18 protein-coding genes are annotated in these 23,093 nt (G+C 72.3%); 7 read left to right on the top strand and 11 right to left on the bottom strand.

Translation table 11 applies throughout. The features are described 5' to 3' along the window. Positions 1-5: 5 nt before the first annotated feature. The 4 genes from LCN96_RS11155 to LCN96_RS11140 form a co-directional block, all read right to left on the bottom strand. On the bottom strand, positions 6-686 hold the full coding sequence (locus LCN96_RS11155; protein WP_225272521.1) for a copper homeostasis protein CutC: 681 nt from the start codon (positions 684-686) through the stop codon (positions 6-8). A 136-nt stretch (positions 687-822) separates the two neighbouring features. Then, positions 823-2,040: a S8 family peptidase gene (locus LCN96_RS11150; RefSeq protein WP_263657466.1), complete on the bottom strand. Its 1,218-nt coding sequence runs from the start codon at positions 2,038-2,040 to the stop codon at positions 823-825. Positions 2,041-2,152: 112 nt separating this feature from the next. Continuing rightward, positions 2,153-4,294, bottom strand: a complete 2,142-nt coding sequence (locus LCN96_RS11145; RefSeq protein WP_225272520.1) for an NACHT domain-containing protein — start codon at positions 4,292-4,294, stop codon at positions 2,153-2,155. Positions 4,295-4,367: 73 nt separating this feature from the next. Continuing rightward, a complete protein-coding gene (locus LCN96_RS11140; RefSeq protein ID WP_225272519.1) occupies positions 4,368-5,753 on the bottom strand; it encodes a YcaO-like family protein in 1,386 nt (461 codons plus the stop codon). Positions 5,754-6,110: 357 nt separating this feature from the next. On the opposite strand from LCN96_RS11140, the gene LCN96_RS11135 reads away from it, so the two are divergent. Then, positions 6,111-8,147 (top strand): trypsin-like peptidase domain-containing protein, encoded by a 2,037-nt coding sequence (locus LCN96_RS11135; protein ID WP_225272518.1) that lies wholly within the window; start codon positions 6,111-6,113, stop codon positions 8,145-8,147. Here the strand turns inward: LCN96_RS11135 and LCN96_RS11130 are convergent. From LCN96_RS11130 to LCN96_RS11100, 7 genes are all read right to left on the bottom strand, one after another. Further along, entirely contained in the window at positions 8,142-9,524 is a 1,383-nt protein-coding gene (locus tag LCN96_RS11130; RefSeq protein ID WP_225272517.1) for a hypothetical protein, read from the bottom strand. The two genes, LCN96_RS11135 and LCN96_RS11130, sit on opposite strands and share 6 nt — an antisense overlap. A 13-nt stretch (positions 9,525-9,537) precedes the next feature. Next, positions 9,538-12,456, bottom strand: a complete 2,919-nt coding sequence (locus LCN96_RS11125; protein ID WP_225272516.1) for a peroxidase family protein — start codon at positions 12,454-12,456, stop codon at positions 9,538-9,540. A 45-nt stretch (positions 12,457-12,501) separates the two neighbouring features. Further along, complete coding sequence (locus LCN96_RS11120; RefSeq protein ID WP_225272515.1) at positions 12,502-13,467, bottom strand: hypothetical protein; 966 nt, start codon at positions 13,465-13,467, stop codon at positions 12,502-12,504. Positions 13,468-13,635: 168 nt separating this feature from the next. Next, complete coding sequence (locus tag LCN96_RS11115; protein ID WP_225272514.1) at positions 13,636-14,238, bottom strand: GNAT family N-acetyltransferase; 603 nt, start codon at positions 14,236-14,238, stop codon at positions 13,636-13,638. Positions 14,239-14,441: 203 nt separating this feature from the next. Continuing rightward, entirely contained in the window at positions 14,442-15,179 is a 738-nt protein-coding gene (locus LCN96_RS11110; protein ID WP_225272513.1) for a GntR family transcriptional regulator, read from the bottom strand. 820 nt (positions 15,180-15,999) lie between these two features. Further along, complete coding sequence (locus LCN96_RS11105; RefSeq protein WP_225272512.1) at positions 16,000-16,434, bottom strand: Zn-ribbon domain-containing OB-fold protein; 435 nt, start codon at positions 16,432-16,434, stop codon at positions 16,000-16,002. Beyond that, entirely contained in the window at positions 16,434-17,597 is a 1,164-nt protein-coding gene (locus tag LCN96_RS11100; protein WP_225272511.1) for a thiolase C-terminal domain-containing protein, read from the bottom strand. Before LCN96_RS11100 ends, LCN96_RS11105 begins: the two co-directional genes overlap by 1 nt. Before the next feature lie 140 nt (positions 17,598-17,737). Between LCN96_RS11100 and LCN96_RS11095 the strand changes: the two genes are divergently transcribed. From LCN96_RS11095 to LCN96_RS11070, 6 genes are all read left to right on the top strand, one after another. Continuing rightward, on the top strand, positions 17,738-18,364 hold the full coding sequence (locus LCN96_RS11095; RefSeq protein ID WP_449867091.1) for a flavin reductase family protein: 627 nt from the start codon (positions 17,738-17,740) through the stop codon (positions 18,362-18,364). Further along, positions 18,351-19,478: an acyl-CoA dehydrogenase family protein gene (locus LCN96_RS11090; RefSeq protein WP_225272510.1), complete on the top strand. Its 1,128-nt coding sequence runs from the start codon at positions 18,351-18,353 to the stop codon at positions 19,476-19,478. The genes LCN96_RS11095 and LCN96_RS11090 overlap by 14 nt, the downstream gene beginning before the upstream one ends. A 12-nt stretch (positions 19,479-19,490) precedes the next feature. Further along, positions 19,491-20,264 (top strand): SDR family oxidoreductase, encoded by a 774-nt coding sequence (locus LCN96_RS11085; RefSeq protein WP_225272509.1) that lies wholly within the window; start codon positions 19,491-19,493, stop codon positions 20,262-20,264. 32 nt (positions 20,265-20,296) lie between these two features. Further along, positions 20,297-20,626 carry a PadR family transcriptional regulator gene (locus LCN96_RS11080; RefSeq protein ID WP_225272508.1) on the top strand — a complete coding sequence of 110 codons (330 nt, stop codon included), beginning with the start codon at positions 20,297-20,299 and terminating at the stop codon, positions 20,624-20,626. Beyond that, positions 20,623-21,714: a hypothetical protein gene (locus tag LCN96_RS11075; RefSeq protein WP_225272507.1), complete on the top strand. Its 1,092-nt coding sequence runs from the start codon at positions 20,623-20,625 to the stop codon at positions 21,712-21,714. The genes LCN96_RS11080 and LCN96_RS11075 overlap by 4 nt, the downstream gene beginning before the upstream one ends. Before the next feature lie 63 nt (positions 21,715-21,777). After that, a complete protein-coding gene (locus tag LCN96_RS11070; protein ID WP_225272506.1) occupies positions 21,778-23,073 on the top strand; it encodes a DUF2252 domain-containing protein in 1,296 nt (431 codons plus the stop codon). Positions 23,074-23,093: the final 20 nt, after the last annotated feature.

Here is a 23,093-nt window from a genome sequence, read left to right as displayed (position 1 = left end):
GTGGCTCAGTCGCGCTCGACCAGGGCCCGCCACTGGCGTACCAGGCGCCACTCCACCGGGTCCGACCAGCTCGCCCGCACGGCCGAGCCGACGTGGAAGGCGCGGATGCCGTAGTCGAGCAGGGCGGGCACGTGCGCGGGCCGCAGGCCGCCGCCCGCCAGCACGATCGAGCCGTCGCCCGCGTCGGCGCGCGCCTTCAGCACGGGCAGGCCGTCCCCGACGCCCGTGGGCGCGCCGGAGGTGAGCACGGTGGCCAGGTTCGGCAGCAGCCGCACGGCCCGCCAGGCGGCCTGCACGTCGGCGGCGTGGTCGACGGCGCGGTGGAACGTCCACGGCAGCGGCGAGACCGCGTGGATGAGCGCCTCGGTGGCGGTCAGGTCGACGGCTCCCGCACCGTCGAGGAACCCGAACACGAACCCGGCCGCCCCGGCCTGCTTCAGCGCCTTGGCGTCGCGGCTGAGCCGCTCGACGACGTCGGGGTCCGCGGCGAAGTCGGCGTCGCAGCGCAGCATCACCATCTGGGGCAGGGGGCACTCGGCGGCGATCGCGGCGACCGTCTCCGGTGCGGGGGTCAGCCCGTCGGCCGCCATGTCGGCCACGACCTCAAGTCGGTCGGCTCCGCCCTGTTCGGCGGCCACGGCGTCGCGCACGTTGAGCGCGATCACCTCGAGGAGGGATCCGGTCATGTGGGAGAGGTTATATGGCGCTTTGCGCCTTTGTGCCAGAGAGTTGACCCCAGCCCCTCCCCCAGCTCGGCGAGCGGCGTCCCGGATCCCACCGGCTACGGGGTCCGCACCTGAGCGGCGTCCCGGATCCCACCGGCTACGGGGCCCGCACCAGACCCACGCCCCTGTCGGCCACGTCCACGCCGGAGGCCAGCGGGCTGACGACGGCGCCGGCGAGCAGGCGCGCGGTGACCGTGGACGCGGCCGCCGGCACGGGCGACTTCAGCACGTCCTCCCACCACAGCGCCGCCACGCCCGCGACGTGCGGCGTGGCCATGCTCGTGCCGCTCAGTGAGCGCAGCCCGCCCCCGCTGCGCGCGGAGACCACACCCACCCCCGGCGCGCTGACCTGCGGGAAGGTGTTGGAGAACGGCGCGACGACCAGGCCGTTGCCCGTGGGCGACTGCGCCAGCGCGCCGACCGCGATGACCCCCTCCGCGGCGGCCGGCAGCGACACGGCGATCTCGGCGTCGGGCCCGCTCTGGCGCTCGCTCTCGTTCCCCGCCGCCGCCACGACGACGGTGCCGGGCCCGACCGCCCCCCGGGCGGCCACCATCCGCATGAGCGCGTCGAAGAGCCGCAGGTTCGCCCGGTACGCCTCCAGGGCGAGCGACGTGGCGAACCTCGGCTGCCGCCCCATGTCCACCAGCCGCTGCACCATGCCGGGGAAGTCGAACCCCAGGGACATCGAGATCACCTGGGCGCCCTGGTTCAGCGCCCACTCCATGCCGCGCAGCAGCCCTTCGGTGTCGCCGCTGCCGTCGTCGGCCAGCACCTTGCCGATCAGCGCCCTGCTCACGCCGGGGGCGACGCCGATCCGCGTGCCCTCGACCGCCCGGCCGAAGATCGTACCGGCGCAGTGGGTGCCGTGGCCCTGCTTGTCGCCCACGCCCGAACCGCTGAAGTCCTCCTGGAGGAGCGTCACCCCGGTGAAGGCCGGATGGCCCGCGTCGATGCCGGTGTCCAGGACGGCCACGATCGTGTCGGCGCCCGTCCGCGTCGTGACGTCGGCGCCCACGGCCTTGACGCCCCACGTGGCCGCGGCGGCGGCCGCCTCGGCCTCCGCCCGCCCGTCGGCCGCGTCCTCGACCGGCTGGATGAGCGTGGTCGGCATCACCGGCGCCACCGCCCGCACCTCCGGGTCGCGCGACACCGCGCGCAGCTCGTGCTTGCCGAGCTCGACCACCTCCACGTGCGGCTCGCTGCCCGCGCCGGACACCTGCGGCGGCACCGGGCCGCCCGGCCGCGCCGACTCCAGTGGACTCGCCGTGCGCACGCCGCTCAGGTCGCGCAGCACGCTGTATCTCTCCCCCATGGCCCTTCACTCCCGCTCGACGCCGTTTCCCCACGGAACACTGCCCCCGGCCGGTTCCGCTGCTTGCCAAGCCATGCTGAAATGCCGCCCAAACGGGGCGCGCCCCTCTGGATCAGGGAAGGGGTACGGGCTCCCGGCGCCTGTCCTTCTTCGCCGCCAGCTCGCGGGCCAGGTGCTGCTGCAGCTCGACGTGCCTGAACTGGTAGTACGGACCCTCGGTGCGCAGCAGGCCGAGGCGGTGGGCGTCGTCCAGGAAGTCCATCGCGCGCAGCGGCAGGCTGCCCCTGGTGGCCAGGCGGGGGACGGTGAGGTTGTAGGCCAGCCAGGCGTGGTGGCTGCCCAGCAGGAGCCCGAACAGCAGGCCCACCAGCCCGACCCCGATGCCCTCGATGAGGTTCAGCTGGCCCCTCCAGACGATGAAGCCGCCGATGACCCCGACCGCGAGCCCGCTGACGATCCTCATCACCGTCAGGTTGCGGTCCGCCTGCCAGGTCGAGCGCGGAGATCTGGCGGTGGCGTCGGTGGCCGGGCGCTCGACCCACTGGATCAGGCTGAGCACGACGACGAACCCGATGCCCGACAGCAGGCCGACCTGCTCGGCGGCCACCATGCCGGCCTCCTCGTCCTTGAGCAGGCTGCCCGTCAGCCACCCGATCACCGCGCCCAGGACGCCGACGCACAGCCCCGCGGGCAGCACACGTGCCAGATCGGACAGCTTGCCGCGCAGGTGGAAGTCCGCGTGGCCGGGCGTCTCCCTGAACCAGGAACCGGTCATGAGCACCATCAGGAGCATGGCCAGCACGCCGACCCCGGCGCCGACCGGCGGGGAGCCGCCCACGAGGACGAAGACCAGGCACGCGACGGCCCCGACCGCGATGCCGCTCCACCATCGCGCCGACCAGTTGGGGGTGTGCCGGGCCAGGTGCCACCACGCCAGGTCCCGCGTGTCCACCTCGCTGACCGACAGCTCGCGGCACAGGTACGTCAGCCAGCGGTCCACCTGCTCCGGTGTCCACGCGTGCTGCGGGCGGAAGGGCTGGGCGGGGCCGTCGGCCGGTGGGCGCGTGCTCACCAGGGCGGGGATGAGCTCGTCGCACAGGTGGTCGCGCAGGTCGGCGGCGCTGCCTCGGCCGTACTCCAGCAACGGCGCCGGATCGGCGCGGGTGGCGATGTAGGTCACGCGGACCAGCCACAGCCCCAGGGACGTCGAGGTCACCTGGGCCAGGGCGGGGGCGGCACCCGTGCGCAGCGACTGCAGCACCTGTGACCAGGCCGGGCGCGGGATCGAGGGCAGGCAGGCCTCCAGGTAGTCGGCCGCGGCGCCGGGGTCCATGGGCTGCGGCTCGATGACCGCGGCCGCCCTGAGGACGTCACCCAGCTCGTCCACCGACTCGGCGAACTGGTCCGTGCGGCAGGTGAGGATGAGCTGGTCGTTCTCGCACATCGAGCGGTTCAGCGCGCGCAGCATGTCGGTACGGGCGTGCTCGGGCAGCTCGTCCAGCCCGTCGATGACGGGCAGCAGCTCACCGCGGGCGGCCAGCGCCTCGGGGATGCCGGGGCCCAGCGCCTCCGCGCGCAGTGCGGGATAGTCCATCGCCAGGAACGAGGCCAGCCAGTCCTGCAACCGCGGATGCACCCGCTCGTCCCAGCGGGCGGCCGACACCAGGACCGGGACGCGCTCGCCGGGCTCCCGCGTGCGGAGCAGCTCCAGGAGCAGTTGCACGGCCAGGGTCGTCTTCCCGGTTCCCGGCCCGCCCAGGATGACCAGCCGTCCGCAGGGCAGGGCCCGGAACCTGCTCGCCATGTCCTTGATGTGCATCGGCAGTCCGGGGAAGGCGACGGCGCCCCTGGCGATGACGCCGGGGCGGTCCACCAGCTCACGCCGCTCGGTCGATCGCCAGGGCAGCGGCATGGGCTCCGGATCGCCCAGCGAGCGCAAAACCGTCTCCTCCCGCCACTGCTCGGTCACCAGCCCGGCGAGGATGTCCTTGGCGGTGTCGATGTCGGCGGAGGTGGGAGCGCGCGCGGGCGCGCGGAAGCCGCGCCACCAGGACAGAAGCTGCATCGAGCCGGTGCCCAGCGAGATCACGCTGGTGACCATCGCCACGATCTGGGAGAACCCCACCGCCCCCGCCTGCCGACCGGACAGCTGTCGTGACAGGAGGAAGAGCCCCACAGCCACGATCAGGAGCAGGACGCCCCCGACGAGCGCCCCCACGGCTCTCGACTTCTGCTGCACATATTGCCCAGACATATATCCATTATGAGAGAAATGGCGTCCAGAAAGGGGGTTCACAAATGCACGCCGGTGGCAAAACAGGGCCGGGTCATCCAGCGGAATGCCAATCTCGTGGCAGCGATCCGGAAACCCCGCCGCGCGACTGAAAAGCCGCCTCCCGTCCCCTGGGCCCCGGGACGACGAGGTTGCCGTCCGTGACGAGCATGAAGCGCTCCAGGCCCGGCACCATCACATGCACGGCGACCACACCCCCCGGCAGTGCCCGCGGCGCCCGGACGTACACCCTGAACCCCCGCACCGCCAGCCTCGCGGCCACCGCCCGCAGTTGCGCGCCGGGCGGCCCCAGCACCGGCCCGGCGCCGGGAAAGGGCACCACACGGGCCCGGCGCAGGGCCGCGGTGAGCTCGAACCGCCCGCAGGCGGCCAGTGCGGGGTGCGCGTCCAGGGCGGCGGGATCGCCGCGGGCGCCTCCCAGCTCCTCGCCCAGGGTGGTCTGGACGAGCTCGGTGAGGGCGCGCCAGGCGGCGTGGGCCGGGCTGAGGGAGGTGCCGGTGCCGCGCCGGTGCGGGTGGTGGGGGGTGGGCGCCGTGTACGCGAGCATGGTCGGCACCCCGAGATCGCTGGTGATGTCCAGCAGGTGCACCGGGGATTCGGTCAGCTCCGCCGCCACCGCGTACGCCCGGGCGGCGTCAGGCGGCAGAGTTTCCGGGTCGACGATCGCGGGCCTGCAGCGGTGCCCGCAGAGGAAGGCCCTGACCAGCAGCAGGGACAGGGCGTCGCGCTCGATCGCCTCGTTGAGGGCGTGCAGCACCGCCTCGGCGGTGGTGAGGCCGACGGCCGAGCCGCTGTTGCAGCTGTAGCGCATGAGGTCGGTGTAGTCGCTGTCGTCGCCGGCGCGCTCGCGCAGTGGCGCTGCCCCGGCTTCGAGGTACCAGGGCGCGGACAGGAACAGCGGAACGAGCGCGTCGTCCGCGCCCAGGAGGGCGTGGTAGCGCCGGCAGGCCATCCGCCGTCCCGGCATGGTCGTCAGCAGCGGCGCGCAGGCCTCCGCGCGGAGCGGGCCCGTGGCGAGCGCGGCGGGGACGGCGGGCTCCACCTCGTCCGGGTCGAATCCGGCGGGTCCCGTCAGGTGGTGCTCGATGGCCTCGAAGAGCGCGCCCAGCCTGGCCTCGTCCCGCGCACCCTTGCCCATCCCGCACGCGACTGGAGCGGAGGCCGCCCGGTCGGTAAGCCCGCACGCGGCCGGCGTCCAGGCCGACCCGTCGGCGATCCCGGACGCGGCCGGCGCCGGGCCTGGTTGGGGCAGCAGCCCGCACCACCAGGCGGCCGGATCACGACCCCCGCCCAGGTCGACGAGCTGTGCCCGCAGGCCCAGCGCGGCCAGTGCCGCCACCGAGCGCCGGCCGGCCTCGGTGAGCGGCACCTCCCGCTCCACCGGGCAGCGAGCGGGACGGACGGCGCTACTCCTCGCCATCCCCGGCCGTCAGCTCCTCCAGCCGGGCCAGCTCGGCCTCGGTGAGGTGCTGGCTCCACCGGTCCAGGGACGCGACGGAGACGTAGTCGACCACGTTACCCATGAGGCTCCCCTCTCTCCTCGTCTCTCACGGTAGCCACCCCCCACCGAAAAACCAGAAAAGCCGAAATAAGCCATCTCAATGACATTTTCCATGACGGCCAGTGAACGCCGAAATATGCGCAAAAAAGCGGTCAATTACCCACCCCGCACCTGGACGGCCCCGCCAACCGACGCACACATTCGAGAGGAGATGCCTGCTTTATCGGGGGGCGGCGCACCATCATGGAAATTTCAACGGAAGTCAGCGCAAGCAGGGTGCGGCAGACCAGGGCCGCCGCCGAGCGGTACCGCTGGAGCGGCTCCGAGCGCGACGAGGCCTGCCGCAGGCACGAGCGGGGCGAGGCGTTCCCCGACTCCCCGGAGATGCTGGCCGCCCGTACCGCCCGCCTCATCCAGCGCAACGGCCTCCCGGTGGAGGCGGCGCTGGAGGCCACCAGGGCCGACGCCCTCGACCAGCCCCAGCTGTACGAGCGGGTCCTCGGCGTGGCCAAGGACCTGCAGTCGTGGAGCTTCCTGCCGCGCGGGACACGGGCCGCCCGCACGGTGGCCCGCATCTCCGTCGCCGAGAACGGCCGTGAGCTGCCGATCGGCACCGGATTCCTGGTCTCGCCCAGGCTGCTGCTCACCAACCATCACGTGCTGCCCGACGCCGCGGCGGCCGGCTCGGTGGTCGTGGAGTTCGACGCCCAGGTCAGCGTGGACAACACCCCCGAGGTCTCCCGGCGGTTCGTCCTGGCCCCCGGCACGTTCTTCGTGGCCGACGCCGCGCTCGACTTCGCGCTCGTGCTCGTCGGCCCCGACGCCGACGGCCGCCCGGCCGGGGAGACGTTCGGCTGGAACCGGCTCAGCGTCCAGACGGGCAAGCTGGTCATCGGCGAGCCGGTCAACATCATCGGCCATCCCAGCGGCCGGTTGAAGGAGATCTCCATCCGCGAGAACCGGCTGGAGGCCCGGCTGGACGACTTCCTGCAGTACCAGACCGACACCGAGCCCGGCAGCTCCGGCTCCCCCGTCTTCAACGACCAGTGGGAGGTCACCGCGCTGCACCACAGCGGCGTGCCCAGGACGGACGACCAGGGCCGGATCCTGCGCCGCGACGGTCAGCCGTGGCGGGAGGGCGACGGCGACGACGCCGTGGACTGGGTCTCCAACGAGGGCGTGCGGATCAGCGTCATCCTCAAGCACCTGGCCGCCCTGCCCCTCGACGAGGCCCGGCGGGCCTACCTGGCGGAGATGGGCCCGGAGTCGGGCCTCGCGGACGCCGCCACCCCGCACGCGGCCACCACAGTGCCGCCGCCAGCCGCCCAGCGAGCGGCCATCACGGTGCCGCCGCCCGCCGCTCCGGTGGACGGGCCGGTCATCGAGACGGGGGCGCGGAGCGCGCCTCCCCACGCCGGCCTGCCCGCCGCCCCCGGCGCCTTCGGCGGGTCCAGGCACGTGATCTTCCTGCACGGCCGCAGTCAGGAGAAGGCCGAGCCCGAGCGGTTGCGCCGTTACTGGACCGCGGGGCTGAACGGCGGGCTCACCAGGGCCGGGCTGGACCCGATCGCACCGGCCGACGTCTGCTTCCCCTACTACGCCAAGCACCTGCTGCACGCCATGCGCCCGCTGGAGGCCCTGTCCCTCGCCCCGCCAGGCGACCCCGCCGAGGCGATGGCGCCCACCCCCGACTCCACCCGGCGGCTGTACGAGCAGCTGATCGTCGAGGCGGCCGGCCGGGCCGGCATGCCAGGAGCCCGGCCCGACAGCAGGGAGGGGCTGGCCGACACCGTGCACCGCGGGCTGAGCTGGCTGGCCGACACCACCGACCTGGACCGCCTGCTCATCGCCGCGATCTTCGGCGACGTGGCCGCCTACCTCGACGACCCGCGCGTCCGCGAGGCCGTGCTGGACTGCGTGCTGCGGGACCTGCCCCGCTCCGGCCGGCTGGTGCTGGTGACCCACAGCCTCGGCACGGTGGTGGCCCTGGACCTGCTCACCCGGCTCGACCCGGCGGTGGAGGTCGAGTTGCTCGTCACCGCCGGGAGCCCGCTCGGGCTCGACAGCGTGCACCGGCGCCTGCTCATCGGCGAGCCGCGCCGCCCGGACCGGGTGGCGCGCTGGGTCAACGCCTGGTGCCCCATCGACCCGGTCGCCATCGGGTGCCCGCTGGGCGACCACTGGACCGGCGCTCCCGACGAGGTCGCCGTCGCCAACCCGGCGACCAGGGCGCACGACATCGAGGAGTACCTGGCCCACCCCGAGGTGGCTGAGCCGATCGGTGCCGCGCTGAGCGGGGCGCTCACCTCATGACCGCTCCCCGTGCCACCGCTCGGCGTGCCGCTGGTGCGCGTCGGTCATGCCGTCGGCGAAGAACCGCTCGTAGTACTCGGTCTCGACGTGGTGGGCCTGCAACCAGATGCCGGGCACGTGGATGGCCTCGGTGTGGGCCGGGAAGCGGCCGTGCGTCCGGTGGATGTAGACGCAGACGTCCCGCGCGCAGTCGATCACCGCCTGCTCGTACGCGCTCGCCTCCGCCAGGTAACGCCGCCCGTAGTCGCCCTTGTAGATGCGGGCGAAGGTCTGCTCGTCGGTGTAGATGCCGCCCGGGCCGAACTTCGCGCGTACGACCTCGTCCACCGCCGCCTCCATCGACGGGTAGTTGGGCGGGCAGGCGGCCTTGATGAGGTGCTCGCCGTTGACCCGCAGGCCGACCGGGTGGGAGCGCAGGGTGGCGTACTTCGGCAGCGGCACGTGCCAGCGCAGGAGGTCGGCGAGGCGGAAGCGCGGCGTGACGAAGTCGAAGCCGAGCATCCGGCCGTAGGCGCGGGAGAACTTCGGGTCGCCCAGCATGATCTGCGGATGGATCGTTCCATGGATCCAGGCGCCCAGCCCCATCGCGTCGGCGGCCAGCATCAGGTTCTGCACGAGCAGGTCGGCCTCGACCTGGGTGCGCATCGTCCCCATGGCGCCGAGCGGCAGCTTGATCTCAGGGTTGAGGAACCCGTTCTTGACCCACTTGGCCACGCCTGCCAGGCGGTAGAAGTTGCGGTCGTCGACGAACGCCGGCCTGGCCCCGTCGGGCTGGGTGAGCAGGAACATCAGGCAGTTGATGTACTGGTGCGACAGGTCCACCACGGGCAGGAAGATCGTGGTGCCGGGCAGGTTCGACAGGAACCGGTTCGAGTCGAGGTAGGCGGGGAAGTCCCGCAGCCCCTCGGCCACGTCGAGGCGACGGTCGAGCACCCGCACCTTGGCCTGGCCGGCCCGCTCGATCAGCGAGCCGGCGGTGAAGGGGACGTCCGCGGCGGGCGGCAGCTTCCTCAGGTAGTACGTGCCGGTGTCGTTGATCATGAAGAAGTGGGTGCCCTGCGCGTTGTCGGGGCTGCCCGCGGTCCGCCCGGCCATGGTGAGGTTGGGCTTGGCCATGATGGGGTCGCCGTCGCGCGGGTCCTCGAACGGCCGGTCGGGCATGGTCAGGCCGGAGCAGCCGGTGAGCGCGATGAGCAGCGCCTCCTCCAGCTCCGTCAGCGGCATCGGCGGGTGCGGCGACCGGTAGCTCATCGAACCCGCCGGCACGGACGCGCCCCGGCTGACGCGGTGCGTGCGGCGTTTCCAGATGCTCTCCAGCAGCGGCCGGGACAGCAGCGCTGCCAGCCCCTCCTGCCTGACGGCGGGCTCGACGTCCATGAACGGCTCGCTTTCAGTCGCGTGGGAGGCCGGTGTTCGCCTCGGGCCTGGCCGGACGCCACGGCGCGAAGGCGCTCGTGCTCCGGGGCAGCACCGCCGCCAGCTCGGGGCAGTGCCGCAGGATGACGCTGGTCATGCCGTTGCGGGCGACCCAGTCCATCCCCAGCGGGGTGTAGATCTCGGGCCTGAAGTCGACGGTGAGGAAGCGGTCGCTCTGCAGCCGCCTGCTGGCCATGAGGATGAAGATGCGGAACGCGGTGTCGCTGAAGCCGAAGCGCTCGGGCGGGTTCTCCGCGAAGAGCCCGACCATGGTGTCGATGTCGTCGACCGACCGGTAGACGTCCTTCAGCCGGGCCAGGCGGTCCGGATCGGTGGTCAGGTCCTCGAAGCGCCGCAGGCGCGGCTGGTGCAGGCCGGCGCGGAAGTCGTTGTAGCGCGGCACGGCGCGGCGGCGCGTGCGCACCAAATCCACCACGGACAGGTCGATGATCTCGCCGTCGCGCTCGAACGCCTGCAGCGCGCGCGGGAAGTTGCGCAGCGTGATCGCGCCGGGGTGGGCGATGCCGAAGGAGTAGAGCGAGTTCGCCAGACCCGTGCGGCGCATGACCGCCTCGGTGGCGGCGCCCTGCACGTCGCCGAAGCCGAGGCTCTCCAGCCGCCGCCCGCTGCGGTGGTCGGCCAGCTCGTAGTCGTCGGGGATCAGCGGGTGCATGCGGTAGACGGTGACGAAGTCCTCGGTCAGCGAGTACGGCGCGGCGTGGTGGTCGGGCAGGGTCTCCGGGATGCCGGTGAGCGCGTGCGCGTCGGTCAGCCACAGCCCGAGATGGGTGAGCCAGTTCTTCGGCGGCCCCTGCCAGTTGGCCTTCAGCCCGATGTCGATCAGCTCGGTGGCGAGGATCGCGGGCGTCCACTCCACGGTGTGGATCTTGGCGATGAGCGCGGAGACGACGAGCCTGGCCGTGTGGTAGACCGCCTCCTCGTCCATGCCGGGATACTCCGCGCGCAGGGCCCGGCACACCTCGTTGTGCTCGCGGGCGAAGAGCGTGTGCATGACGCTGAGCCCGAGCCACCAGTTGTCGCGGAACCCGGTGATCGGGATGCCGTCGGGCCCCGGCACCAGGTGGCCGCCCTCCAGCCGCAGCGACGCGCCGCCGTCGGGCTCGCGCAGGGACCTGGCGACGGTCTCGTTGCCGCCGTAGACCTCCGAGCCGTCCCACCAGTGGGAGGCCGCGTTGGCGAACAGGACGGGCGGCCCCGTGGCGCCGGCCGGGCGCAGGCCCTCGTTCTCGGCGAAGCGCATCACCCGCTCCGGCGTGCCGCCCGGGGTGTTGGTCCAGGTCATACCGTACGGGAGCGGCACCTCGACGCTCGGCCCGCCGGGCGGGAAGCGCTTGTGGTCCACCCAGTCGTGCACCTGGAACTGGATCCAGGCGGCGGCGAGCACGTTCAGCGACCGTGCCGGGACGAAGACGTCGCGGTGCAGCAGCTCCCTGCTGACGACGACCGGGTTCGGCTCGTCGTACAGGTCGGGCCGGTGGACGGGCGGCAGGTTGCGGCCGAAGGGCGAGCCGAGCGCCCCCATCGCGGGGGCGGACAGGTCGTTGTAGGTGCCGTCGTAGGTGCGCCTGACGAGCACGCTCTCGTCGAGGGCCGGGGGCACCGGATGCGGCTCGGGCGGGGCCTGGCGCACCTCGGTGTCGATGAGGTTGTCGCGGCGCAGCACCTGCCGGATGCTCTCGACGTTGAGCAGGCCGAGATAGGTCGGCAGCCGGTGCCACGGGACGTACCGGTTGAGCAGGCCGAACGCGCCGCGCAGCAGCGCGCTGACGACGAGGTTGCGCCGCGGCGTGGGCGTGACGAAGCGGTGCCCGCGGCGATGGGCGCTGCCGGCCTCGTAGGCGGCCTTGCGTGCGCGGTTCAGGTTGCCGAGCGGGCGGAAGGCGTCGGTGGTGTTCCACGGGTCGAACGCGAGCCGGTCGATGCGGGCGGCGGCGGCGCGGGCGTCGGCGGTGTCGAGATCCTGGCGCGGGATCGTCAGCGTGGCCACGGGGACGACGGGGACGTCCGCGTCCGGCCATTCGGCGGCGCCGTCCTCGATGGGGGTCAGCCGTTGGTCCTCGTAGCGCTGCACGCACAGCTGGAGGACGACGTCCTGCCGGGCCAGCCGGGCCGCCAGCTCGTGCGCCAGGTAGTCGGGGTCGCCCTCCGGCGGAGTGGGCGCAGGCGGAGCCGCCGGGGCGGGCCGCAGCCGGTAGCGCACCGGGCCCGCCTCGCCCCAGAGGATGGCGCCCCGGCTCCAGTACGTCTCCAGCGCGAGGCTGCGCACCTCGCGCCGGCTCCCGGCCATGACGTTGCGCCGCATGCGGGTGGCGGTCTTCAGGCCCAGGGCCCACGGCAGCTCGACGTACAGCGCGAGCGCCTTGCGCAGGTTGCTGTTCGCGCCCGCCATGACCTGCGCGAACACCACGAACTCGCGTGCGTTGCGGGCGTGGGAGACCGGATGGTTGGTCATCAGCAGGTCGTGGGTCTCCTCCGGGCCCACCTGGACCCGCAGGGCCGCGCCCCGCATGTCGGGAGCCTGGTCGGGCTGGCGGGTGCCGCTGGCGTTCGACAGCCGGACGACGACCGGATATTCGGCGCCTGGCCGCGCGAACCCGGCCCGCAGGTCCTCGGGCAGGTCGTCGTGGAAGCGCAGGGTGGCGTTCTCGACGCCGAGGATCGCCTTGGCGTGGAAGGCCCGGTCGACGCCGGGGGCGTGGGCACGGTCCTTGATCTTGAGCTGGACCCGCATGAGGTCGCGGGCGAGCTTGTCGAAGATCACCCGTTCCCTCTCGGGCGACCCCCCGACATAACGCTCGTACCGCTCGGCCGCGGACGATGTACGCGGAGCCGGCACAGGCTCGCCGACAAGGTTCTCCCGCTGCTTGGCCATGTGCACGCTCCCCCGAGATGCGGCTGTCTTCCCAGGCTAGGGGAACTACGCCGCCTCGGCACCCTTCTCCACACCACGCGAGGCGTCCCGCACGTTACTGAGCACGTTCTGTCCCTGTTCGTCCACCAGCCGGGTGATGAGTTGCTGCGCGGCGCCGAAGAGCGCCGCCCAGCCGAGGATCTGCGCGCTGCTGTCGAGGTCGCTCAGCCCGGGGACGAAGCGCGCCTGGATCAGCATCAGCCCGATGACCGCGGACACCGCTCCGGCCGGGAGCTTCAGCAGTGCCAGCACGATGGGCAGGGTGTAGGGGGCCGAGGTGCCGTAGATGTGGCGCAGGCCGATGGCGCCCACCAGCGCCGCCGCGGACAGGCCGACCAGCTCCACGACGGCGACGTCCCAGGCGGTCGGGACGAGCCCGATCGGGCACGCGGGCCCGGCCTTGGGATCGTCGAAGCACAGGCTGATCGCATGGGGGTGCAGCGCCCCCACCACGAACAGGGCCACGGCCACCAGGGTCAGGATGAGGGTGGAGGTCAGGATCGTGTTGCGGAAGCTGCGCAGCCGCACCTTCTCCTGCTGCGCGGCGATGTTGGCCGCCTGGAGGGTGATCACCGCCAGCGTACGGTCCTGCGGCGACAGCTTGCCGTCCTGGCCACGCAGGTGCTCCTCCAGCTTGGCCCGGCGCGGGTCCTGCGGCCCCAGGTGCTGCAACGCCCGCGCCAGCACGTCGCTGCCCCACCAGGGCAGCTCCGCGTCGGGGAGCAGCTTCAGCAGGGCGACCTCGACCTTGTTGACGTTCGCCCAGGTGCGGTCCACGGCGAGCCCGGACCAGGCGCCCTTCAGCGTCGCCCGGCCGGCCGCCGCCTCACGGGCCGCGTCGAGATGCCGCTGCGCGCCCCTGGCCAGCGCGGACCCGTCGTCGTAGCCGTCGAGCTGGCTCTGCAGCTCGGCGATGTAGGCCAGCGCGCGCTGGCGCCACGAGAACGCCTTCTCCCCGGCCACGTCCTGCATCGCTGTGCGTCTCTCCGCGTGCGGTCCCGCTGTCTACCCGACGAGGTGCCCGGGACGGCGCACCGGGGAACGATCACGCGCCCAACCACGGGAGAATCCGGGCCGGTTGTTGACCTTTATCGGGCTCGGCCCGGCCCCGTTCTGGCAGGGCCGGGCCGGGCAACGGAGCTAGGCGCTGATCAGCTCGGCGACCGTGAGGTCACGGAACGCCGTGGTCGTCACGTCCTCCGACGGCCGCTGGAAGAGCGCCCCGGACGACCTGTGCGGCAGATCCACCGTGCGGACGTGGCGGAAGCCGCGGTCACGGTAGTAGCCCTGCAGCCGCGGGTTGGCCTTGGCGCAGTCGAGGCGGAGCCAGGGCAGCCCCGCCGAGAAGGCCACGGCGCAGGCCCAGTCGAGCAGGGCGTCTCCGAGGCCGGAGCCCGACCAGGGCCGGGCCACGGCCAGCTTGTGGATGTAGAGCGCCGCTCCCGGGTCGTCGGCGCGGGTCCAGAACTCCGGGTCCGCGTGGTCGTCCAGGGCGATGGTGGCCACCGGCGGAGCCGACTCGTCGGGGTCCAGGTATCTGAGCTCGTCGTCCAGCAGGAACAGCACCCGCTCCTCGATGAGCGGCTCGATCCGCTCGGGGCCGAACCCCCCGCGGGGCCATTGCCGCACGCCCTGCGTGTGCAGCCACTCGGCCGTGTCGGCGAGCAGCGTGAGTACGCCGGGAAGGTCCGCGGGTTCCGCTCTGCGGAGTGAGAGCGGGTGAAGGAGGGTGTTCGTGTGCATAGTCGTACCCTTCGTTGCCTTGGGTGTTCGCGCCTGCGCACAGCGTGATGACGCAATGTCGCATAGGGGCGAAATGGGGCCTCAACCCGATATATATGGATAAATGGCGATTTAGGGGAGTATGCACGACTCCCCCAGGCCAGCGAGGCGGCTATTTCTCGCTGCGCCCGGCCGGCGGGATCACCCCTTCACCCACGAGCTCGTCAGCGGCGATCGAGCTCGTATCTGATCAGATGTTTGTCGGCTGGCAAAACCGACACGGCGACACGCACAGGCATGTCTGCCCCGTCGTACCCCACTCGGACGTACACCATGACTGGCGTACCGAGCTCAAGTTGGAGGCGTTCGGCTTCCTCCTGGTTGGGCATGCGCGCCCAGATGTCGTCCACGACGCGGATCTGCGCATGGCCCAGCTCTTCCAGCACCCGGTTCGCCCCTCGCGCGATGTCTCCGGGCCTGGCGATCTCGGAGTCGGCAACCAGATCGCGGGGGTAGTAGGAATCGTTGGTGTTGTACGGCTGTCCGTCCACGAAACGCAGACGGCGTCTCACCACCGCCAATTCGCCGTCGGCCAGCTCCAGCCTGCTGGCGATCTCCTCGACGGGAGAAACCGTCAGCACCTCGATGTACTGGCTGGGGGCCCGGCCTTCCTGCGCGACGGCGTAGGCGAACGCCTCGCGCAACTCCCCGCTGGGTTGCGGCTCCAGCTCCCGCTGCGGATAGATCAGCAGCGGTCTGCGGTCTCTGACCACGGTGCCGCGCCGCGGCGTGCGCGTCACCAGACCCTCGTTGACGAGTTCGCCGAGGGCCAGCCTCACCGTGTTCCTGCTCACCCCATGGTCTTCCATGAGCTGCGCCTCGGTCGGCAGCTGTGCCCCGGGGCCGAGGACACCCGAGTAGATGGCTCGTCGCAACTCCGAAGCCACCTGCTGATACAGCACCGACCTTGCCACTTTCACCCCTTTTGTTCCAACAATTTAGACGATCTGGTTCTAGCAGGCCACAACCCCTTGACCGAACCGCCTCCACCGGCCCATCATCCATTCGTTGGTACAAATCCATCTAAAGGCCGGTGAGGGGGTGAAGGCCAGTGTTGCCGGTCCGCACGGGTACGCCATACCTGCCCTGGCATGACCCCCGCGAAGCAACACGTTTACTGCGTTACGCGTTGACTCGCCAGGGGTTCACCCACACCTACCAGAGCATTGGCGACGGCATGCCCGCGCCCTCGGTGCTGACTGAGCTGACCGTGTGCTGCGACGACGGATCCTTAGTCGGGAACAAGGAGGGTGGCGCCCCCGTCACGCATCGCATCGATGACCCGGTTGGTGCAGCTCGACGCATCGCCGCACGTCGCCGGCAACAGGGACCTTCGCGTTCCCCCATCGACTCCGTGTGCGAGTCAACGGTCTAGGACTCCATCCCTCGCCGGAGTCCTGGCGCCGTCGCACGCGGGGCAGGAAGCGCGTCCTGGCGGGTCCCCCACGCCCGCCAGGACGCGCTTTCCTCCGAGGACCGGCCCGCCGCCTCCATCGTCGCGATGGGGGCTTTTTCGTTGCCCGCGCCGGCGGGTCACGCGACCGCCATGTCGCGCCCGCCACGGAATGCTTACCACTCACGTCTGCCACCAAGTCCGGGTCGTCCTCTTCGACGACGCCTGCTTGTCACACATCATCAACCCTGGAGGGCCAACCCGGGGGCAGCTTCGTGATGGTGGGACTGGTGGGATTTTCCGGTACCAATCCAATTTCCGGAGCAAGGTCAGCCGGCGGCCGGATTTTCAGCCGGACGCGCCGGGATGAAGCTTTCCGGCATCCAGTCCAGGACGGTCAACGCCTCGTCCACCTGCGTGAACACCCCGCGCACCCGCTCGCCGGGCTCCGGCGGCCGCTCCGCGCGCCAGTTCCCGTACATCAGACAACCGGGAACGGGCGTCAAACGGACCATTACCACTAGGTATGGATCGCCGAGCCCGGGAACGAACGGCCGGCGGTTGACGATCCAACTCTCAACCTTTCCCTCGGGTGCCACCTCCCGCCAGTTCCACCCCTCCGTACGGCACGCCGCGCAGAACGCCCGCGGCGGGAACCGGAGGGTGCCGCAGGCGCCACATTCCTGGACCGCGAACTGCCTCCTGGCCACCCGCTCCCACCACCCCAGGGAGTCACGGTCGGGCTGGGGACGGTAGCCGGGCATCAAGCCCTCCTCAGGATCAGGGCGGAGGTGGCGGGCAGGACGTAGCCGGGCTGCGCCGTGGACAGCGCGACCTCGGCGCCGGGCACCTGGCGGTCCCCCGCCTCGCCCCGCAGCTGGGAGACCGCCTCGGCGATGTGGTTGACGCCGTGGACGTAGCCCTCGGACAGGAAGCCGCCGTGCGTGTTGACCGGCAGCTCGCCGTCCAGCGCGGTGGCCCCCGACGCCACGTACGGGCCGCCCTCGCCCTTGGGGCAGAAGCCGTAGTCCTCCAGCTGCACGATCACCGAGTAGGTGAAGCAGTCGTACAGCTGCGCCACGTCGATGTCCCCCGGCCCGAGCCCGGCCTGCGCGTACAGGCGGGGGGCCAGGCCGGCGGCGCCCGTCACCGTGGGGTCGTCGCACGACAGGTGCGAGGTGCCGCCGCCCCAGGCCGCGGCCGAGACGAGCACCGGGGGGCGGCGCAGCGAGCGGGCGCGCTCGGCCGTGGTGACGACCACGGCGCAGGCCCCGTCGGTCTCCAGGCAGCAGTCCAGCAGGCGGAACGGCTCGGCGATCCACCTGCTGGCCAGGTAGTCGTCGAGGGTGATGGGGGTGCGCATGAGGGCGCGCGGGTTCTTGGCGGCGTTGGCGCGCTGGATGACGGCCAGGGCGCCGAAGTGCTCGGCCCTGGTGCCGTAGCGCAGCATGTGGGCGCGGGCGTACATGGCGAACTGCTGGGGCGGCGCGACGTACCCGTACGGGGCCTGGTACTGCACCTCCGGGCTGACCGGCACGCCCCGCCCCGTGCCGCCCATGCGGAACTCGGAGCGGGCGTTGATGGCCCGGTAGCAGACGACGGTCTCGGCCAGGCCGGCGGCCACGGCGAGCGCGGCCTGGCCGACGACCGCGTGCGAGACGCTGCCGCCGCCGAACTGGTCGAGGTGCCAGGACAGGTCGCCGAGCCCCAGCGCCGGGCCGACCAGGGTGGGCGGCGCGGAGTCGCCGACCCGGTGGGTGGCCAGGCCGTCCACCTCGCCGGGTGAGAGCCCGGCGTCCTCCACCGCGGCGAGCACGGCGCGGCAGGCCAGCGTCAGGGTGCTGACGCCGGAGTCCTTGGAGAACGGCGTGTAGCCGACCCCCGCGATGGCGGTTCGATCCCGGAATTCAAGCAAGCGCTTGGGCACATGCGTCACGGTAGGCAGGCTCTTTCGTGCCTGTCAACGCAGGTCCGGGGAGGCGACTTGACACCTTTTCCCGCTTCCCCCTACCGTCCAAGCAAGCGCTTGGTAAGATGACTTCTGACGGCGCACCGAGGAGGCGGACCATGAGCACACACGCTGCCCGGCTCATCGCGCCGGACGGCTGCCGCAGCCTTCCGGCGCCCCACCAGCGCAGCAGGATTCGCAACGGAGCCGCCATGCCGACGGGGCACTCGCACCACAGCCAGAACGGCCAGCTCGACAGCCGCCGTTTCCGGCAGGTGCTCGGCAGGTTCGCGACCGGCGTGGTGGCGATCACGGCCGTCGACCCGATGGACGGCCAGCCGTGCGGGCTGGCCGCCAACTCCTTCACCTCCGTCTCACTGGACCCGCCGCTGGTGGCGTTCTGCATGGCCTACAGCAGCACGAGCTGGCCCAGGCTGCGCGGCGCCAAGGCGCTGACGGTGAACGTGCTGGCCGAGCACCAGCAGGCCGTGTGCGCGCAGATGGCGACCAAGGGCGGCGACAAGTTCGCCGGTCTGGCCTGGACGGTCTCCCCCAGCGGCAACCCGGTGCTCGAAGGCGCGCTGGCCTGGCTGGACTGCGCCGTCGAGGCCGAGCACCCGGCGGGCGACCACCTCATCGTGGTGGCCCGGGTGCTGCAGCTCGACACGCTCGGCGAGGGCGGGCCGCTGGTGTTCTTCCGCGGTGGCTACGGCTCGTTCAACGGGGGGTTCGTTGAGCCTGCGTGAGCAGGCACGGGCCTGGCTGGAGGAGAGCCTGAGCGGCGAGTTCGCCGGCGCCAGGGGGCTGGGCGGCCCGGGGCGCGAGCACGAGGCGTACGAGCTGCGGCGGGCCTGGGAGCGCCACCTCGGCGCGCACGGGTGGACCTGCCTGGGCTGGCCGCGCCGCTACGGCGGCCGTGACGCCGCCATCGAGGATCAGGTCGCCTTCCACGAGGAGTACGCCAGGGCGGGCGCCCCCGCCCGGCTGGGCCTGATCGGCGAGGGCCTGATCGGGCCGACGATCCTGGAGTTCGGCACCGACGAGCAGAAGGAGCGGTTCCTGCCGCCGATCCAGCGGGGCGAGGAGCTGTGGTGCCAGGGCTACTCCGAGCCCGAGGCCGGCTCCGACCTGGCCAACGTCCGGACCAGGGCCCGCCTCGAAGGCGGCGAATGGGTGATCACCGGACAGAAGGTGTGGACGTCGCTCGCCCAGTGGGCCGACTGGTGCTTCGTGCTGTGCCGGACCGAGGAGGGCTCGCAGCGGCACCGCGGGCTGTCGTACCTGCTGGTCCCCATGCGCGGGCCCGGCATCGAGGTCCGCCCGATCGTGCAGCTCACCGGCACCTCGGAGTTCAACGAGGTGTTCTTCGACGGCGCGCGCACGGCGGCGGGCAACCTCCTCGGCGCCCCCGGCGAGGGGTGGCGGGTCGCCATGGCCACGCTCGGGTACGAGCGCGGCGTCTCCACGCTCGGGCAGCAGATCGGGTTCGGCCGGGAGCTGGACACGGTCGTCGAGACGGCGAGGCGGACCGGCGCGATCGACGACCCGGTGCTGCGCGACCGGCTCGTCCGGGCCTGGCTGGAGCTGCGGATCATGCGGCTGAACGCGCTGCGCATGCTCCGTCCCGACCCCGGCCCCGAGGCGTCGATCGCCAAGCTGTACTGGTCGGAGTGGCACCGCAGGCTGGGCGAGCTGGCACAGGCCGTCCAGGGCAGGGCCGGGCTGGTCGCGGACGCCGGCGGCGAGCTGAGTGACCTGCAGCGGCTCTACCTGTTCAGCCGGGCCGACACCATCTACGCCGGCTCCAGCGAGATCCAGCGCACCGTCATCGCCGAGCGCACCCTGGGCCTGCCCCGCTGATTGGAGCCGCCGATGTCACCGCCGTACCCCAGGTCCCACGGTCTGCTCGACGGCAAGGTCACGCTGGTCACGGCCGCGGCGGGGGCGGGCATCGGCTACGCCACGGCCAGGCGCTGCGCCGAGGAGGGCGCCACGGTCGTCGTCTCGGACAAGCACGAGCGCCGCCTGGCGGCCGCCGCCGAGTCGCTGGCCGAGCTGACCGGCGTCAAGCCGCTCGCCGTGCCGTGCGACGTGACGTCGCAGGCGCAGGTGCGGGCGCTGTTCGAGGCGGTCGCCGAGACGCACGGGCGGCTGGACGTGCTCGTCAACAACGCCGGCCTCGGCGGTACGGCGCCGCTCGCCGAGATGACGGACGAGCAGTGGCACGCGGTCATCGACGTCACCCTGACCGGCACCATGCGCTGCACCAGGGAGGCCCTGCGCCTCATGATCCCCCATGGCGGCGGCGCGATCGTCAACAACGCCTCCGTGATCGGCTGGCGGGCCCAGCACGGGCAGGCGCACTACGCGGCGGCCAAGGCCGGGGTGATGGCGCTGACCAGGTGCGTGGCGCTGGAGGCCGCCGAGCACGGGATCCGGGTCAACGCGGTGGCGCCGTCGCTGGCCGTGCATCCGTTCCTGGCCAAGGTGACCGGTGAGGAGCTGCTGGCGGAGCTGGCGGCCAAGGAGGCGTTCGGGCGGTCGGCCGAGCCGTGGGAGGTGGCGAACGTGATCGTCTTCCTGGCCGGTGACCTGGCGTCGTACATGACCGGTGAGGTGGTGTCGGTCTCCTCCCAGCACCCCTGACGATATCCTGCTCGACAGGATATGGTGGGATCATGAATATGACGGAGCCCATGTTCCTGGCGCTGACCGCGCTGGTGGGCGAGCCCCGGCACGGCTACGGCATCGTCCAGGAGGTCGATCGCCTGTCCGAGGGGCGGGTGCAGCTCAAGATCGGCACCCTGTACGGCGTGCTCGACCGGCTCGCCGCCGCCGGGCTGGTGGCCCTCGACCGGGAGGAGGCACAGCAGGGGCGGCTGCGGCGTTACTACCGGCTGACCGACGAGGGGGCCGCGGCCCTGTCGGAGGAGGCCGCCAGGATGGCCGCCACCGCCGCTGCCGCCACCGCCCGCCTGCGCGCCAGGACGGCGGGAGGCGCCGCATGAGCGGGCACGACCGCGGCAAGGTGGAGGCCGTGAGCAGGCACGATCACGACGAGGTGGAGGCCGTGAGCGAGCATGACCAGGGTGGGCCCGAGCCCGTGAGCCTGCTGGAGCGGCGTTACCGGGCCGTGCTGCGCCTGCTGCCCGTCTCCTACCGCGCCGAGCGCGAGGAGGAGATGGTGGCCGCGTTCCTGGAGGCGTCCGGGGACGTGCCCGACGAGGAGAACCCGCGCCCCAGGTGGGGCGAGATCGCCAGCGTGCTGGCCCTGTCGGCGCGGGTGCGCCTCGGTGGCGCGGGCGCCACGCCCGGTCAGGTGGCCCGCGGGGACGCGGTCCGGCTGATCGCGCTGCTGGGAATGGGCGCGGTGGCCGCCTTCTCGGTGGCCGGCCTGGTGCGCGTCGCCGTGCTCGGCTCCGAGCTCTCCCTGGCGGGCCCGCCGGAGTCGGCCGAGCGGCTGGGCTTCATCACCGACCTGGCGGCAGCCGTATGCTCCGTCCTGGCGTTCGTGGCGATCATGCGTGGCCACGTCCGGACGGCGAAGGTCGCGGCGCTGCTGGGCCTCGTGCCCACGCTGGCCGCCTTCGTCGTCGCGGTGGCGCGGCACGGGTTCCCCGGCCTCCCGCCGCTGCAGGACCTGGCGAACCTGGCGCTGCTGCTGGTGCCGCCCGTCGCGCTGCTGGCCGGCTTCCACAGCGACGTCACGCCGCGGCGGCGGTCGTGGGCCCTGGCCCTGTCACCGGTGGCGGCGGGCGCGGCGCTGATGGGCCTGACGCTGCTGCTCGTCGCGGCGGACGCGACCGAGCCGCTGTGGTTCCACCTGTGGCTGGACCACGGCGCGACGATCGCGGTGTGGGCGGCGGCCTCGGTGACCGTCCTGGTCCGGCGCGGCTCCCCGTCGTGGGCGCTGGCGCTGTCGGCCACCGGGCTGCTCCTGCTGGCGATCCGGCTGCCCATGCTGGGCTGGCTGCCGGACGCGATGTGGCCGACGGGCGCACTGCAGTGCGTGCTGCTCGGGACGCTCGCGCTCGCGCTGGGCGGCACGGGCACGTGGGCGCTGGCGCGCGCCGCCCGGCCGGCAGCCCAGCCCTGACTTTCCGCTGTCAGGGAAAGATCAGGGTAGGCGACAGGGGATACGGGATCTAGTGTCCGGAACATGGGCACACGCTCCTCCTTCCTGCTCGATGTCCTGATGACGGAGTTCGGCGAGTCGATCAAGCGAGACCCCGCGGCGTTCAGGCGGAAGTTCCGGAAGATGGCGGCCTCGCCGTTCGCCTTCTACCGGGGCAGCGCCTGCCTGTTCTACGCGGACATGGTGGGCGCGTACGCCGACGGCTCCTACCTCGACGGGCCGACCAGCAGGGTCTGGATCCACGGCGACCTGCACGCGGAGAACTTCGGCACGTACATGAACGCCTCAGGCGAGCTGGTCTTCAACGTCAACGACTTCGACGAGGCGTACGTGGGGCCCTACGTCTGGGACCTCAGGCGGTTCGCCGCCAGCGTGGCCCTGCTCGGGTACGCCAAGGCGCTGTCGGACGACTCGATCAGCATGCTGGTGACCGATTTCGCCGGGGCGTACCTGGTCGAGCTGGCCGCCATCGCGGCGGGCGGGGACGAGGCGATCGGCGCGCTCACGCTCGGCACCACCAGCGGGACGCTGCATCGGGTGCTCCAGCGGGCCAGGCTGCGCACCCGCGTGGCGCTGCTCGACGCCGAGACGGTGATCGACGACTACGACCGGCGCTTCGCGCTCATGGAGGGGCGCGAGCCGGTGGACGAGGCCACCAGGCGGTCGGTGCTGGAGGCGTTCGCCGACTACCTGACCACGCTGCCCGTGACGGTGAGCCCGGTCGAGCACGTGATCAAGGATGTGGCGCTGCGCAAGGGCGTGGGGATCGGGTCGGCGGGGCTGCCGTCGTACAACCTGCTGCTGGAGGGGCGCTCGCAGGCGCTGGAGAACGACGTCGTGCTCTACATGAAGCAGGCGGCGGTGCCGGCGGTGGCGCGGCACGTCACCGACGAGCGGGTGGCCGCCTACTTCCGGCACCAGGGGCACCGCACGGCCGAGTCGCAGCGGGCGCTGCAGGCCTACGCCGACCCCTGGCTGGGTTACACCACGCTGCACGGGGTGGGGCAGCTCGTGGCCGAGGTGTCGCCGTACTCCGCCGACCTGGACTGGGACGACGTCAACGAGCCGGACGAGCTGCGCTCGATCATCCAGGACCTGGGGCGGGCGGTGGCGCGCATGCACTCGGTGGCCGACGACGAGTCCAGCCACGATCTCGTGGACTTCTCGACGGAGGAGGCGATCGTGGCGGTGATCGGCGGCGACAGGTCGGGCTTCGTCGGGACGCTGGTGGACTTCGCCCACCGGTACGGGGCGCAGGCCAGGGACGATCACCAGCGGTTCGTCGACCTGTTCCGCAACGGGCGGCTGCCCGGCGTCTGACAGATGGCAACCGACCAGTC

It is taken from the genome of Nonomuraea gerenzanensis (genome assembly GCF_020215645.1).
Taxonomy (GTDB): domain Bacteria; phylum Actinomycetota; class Actinomycetes; order Streptosporangiales; family Streptosporangiaceae; genus Nonomuraea; species Nonomuraea gerenzanensis.
This window is presented reverse-complemented; position numbering and strand designations above follow the sequence as displayed.

Bases quoted from the DNA above. Each gene is read 5' to 3' on its own strand.
- LCN96_RS11095 (WP_449867091.1), top strand. From the start codon at position 17,738: ATGAGCACACACGCTGCCCGGCTCATCGCGCCGGACGGCTGCCGCAGC.
- LCN96_RS11075 (WP_225272507.1), top strand. From the start codon at position 20,623: ATGAGCGGGCACGACCGCGGCAAGGTGGAGGCCGTGAGCAGGCACGAT.
- LCN96_RS11140 (WP_225272519.1), bottom strand. From the start codon at position 5,753: ATGGCGAGGAGTAGCGCCGTCCGTCCCGCTCGCTGCCCGGTGGAGCGG.
- LCN96_RS11155 (WP_225272521.1), bottom strand. From the start codon at position 686: ATGACCGGATCCCTCCTCGAGGTGATCGCGCTCAACGTGCGCGACGCC.
- LCN96_RS11115 (WP_225272514.1), bottom strand. From the start codon at position 14,238: ATGCACACGAACACCCTCCTTCACCCGCTCTCACTCCGCAGAGCGGAA.
- LCN96_RS11125 (WP_225272516.1), bottom strand. From the start codon at position 12,456: ATGGCCAAGCAGCGGGAGAACCTTGTCGGCGAGCCTGTGCCGGCTCCG.
- LCN96_RS11105 (WP_225272512.1), bottom strand. From the start codon at position 16,434: ATGCCCGGCTACCGTCCCCAGCCCGACCGTGACTCCCTGGGGTGGTGG.
- LCN96_RS11145 (WP_225272520.1), bottom strand. From the start codon at position 4,294: ATGTCTGGGCAATATGTGCAGCAGAAGTCGAGAGCCGTGGGGGCGCTC.
- LCN96_RS11130 (WP_225272517.1), bottom strand. From the start codon at position 9,524: ATGGACGTCGAGCCCGCCGTCAGGCAGGAGGGGCTGGCAGCGCTGCTG.
- LCN96_RS11120 (WP_225272515.1), bottom strand. From the start codon at position 13,467: ATGCAGGACGTGGCCGGGGAGAAGGCGTTCTCGTGGCGCCAGCGCGCG.
- LCN96_RS11085 (WP_225272509.1), top strand. From the start codon at position 19,491: ATGTCACCGCCGTACCCCAGGTCCCACGGTCTGCTCGACGGCAAGGTC.
- LCN96_RS11070 (WP_225272506.1), top strand. From the start codon at position 21,778: ATGGGCACACGCTCCTCCTTCCTGCTCGATGTCCTGATGACGGAGTTC.
- LCN96_RS11150 (WP_263657466.1), bottom strand. From the start codon at position 2,040: ATGGGGGAGAGATACAGCGTGCTGCGCGACCTGAGCGGCGTGCGCACG.
- LCN96_RS11080 (WP_225272508.1), top strand. From the start codon at position 20,297: ATGAATATGACGGAGCCCATGTTCCTGGCGCTGACCGCGCTGGTGGGC.